General features: G+C 68.3%; 1 pseudogene. It reads right to left on the reverse strand.

Annotated elements, in window-relative coordinates:
• A pseudogene (locus tag PZH32_RS12080) lies at positions 1–248 on the reverse strand (elongator complex protein 3); the annotation flags it as partial.
• Positions 249–328: the final 80 nt, after the last annotated feature.

Consider the following 328-nt stretch of genomic DNA (forward strand, 5'->3'; position numbering starts at 1 on the left):
CGGGGCTTTGCCTGCAAGAGGCGCACTACGGCTCGATCGGTGGCCTCGTCGACGTTCCATGCAGCCCAGTGCTCGGGCTCATTCGCCCGCACCGCCAGGTAGTAGGGCAGGAGTCGACGCTTCGCCTCGCGACGCGTGCCGTCATGGGCCGCGCGGTTATGGCGGCGCACCAGCTTATCCAGCCACACGGCGTCCACGGGCGTGCCCGCCCGCACGGCGTCGAATATTTCCCGAAGTGCATCTTCCATGGGCCCATTATAAGCGCGGCGCCCCCTCGAACGCACGGTCGAAGGGGCGCCATCGGTGTTGGCGGAGGGTGCTGCACCGG

The sequence above is a fragment of the Adlercreutzia equolifaciens genome, from assembly GCF_029076695.1.
Taxonomy (GTDB): domain Bacteria; phylum Actinomycetota; class Coriobacteriia; order Coriobacteriales; family Eggerthellaceae; genus Adlercreutzia; species Adlercreutzia equolifaciens_A.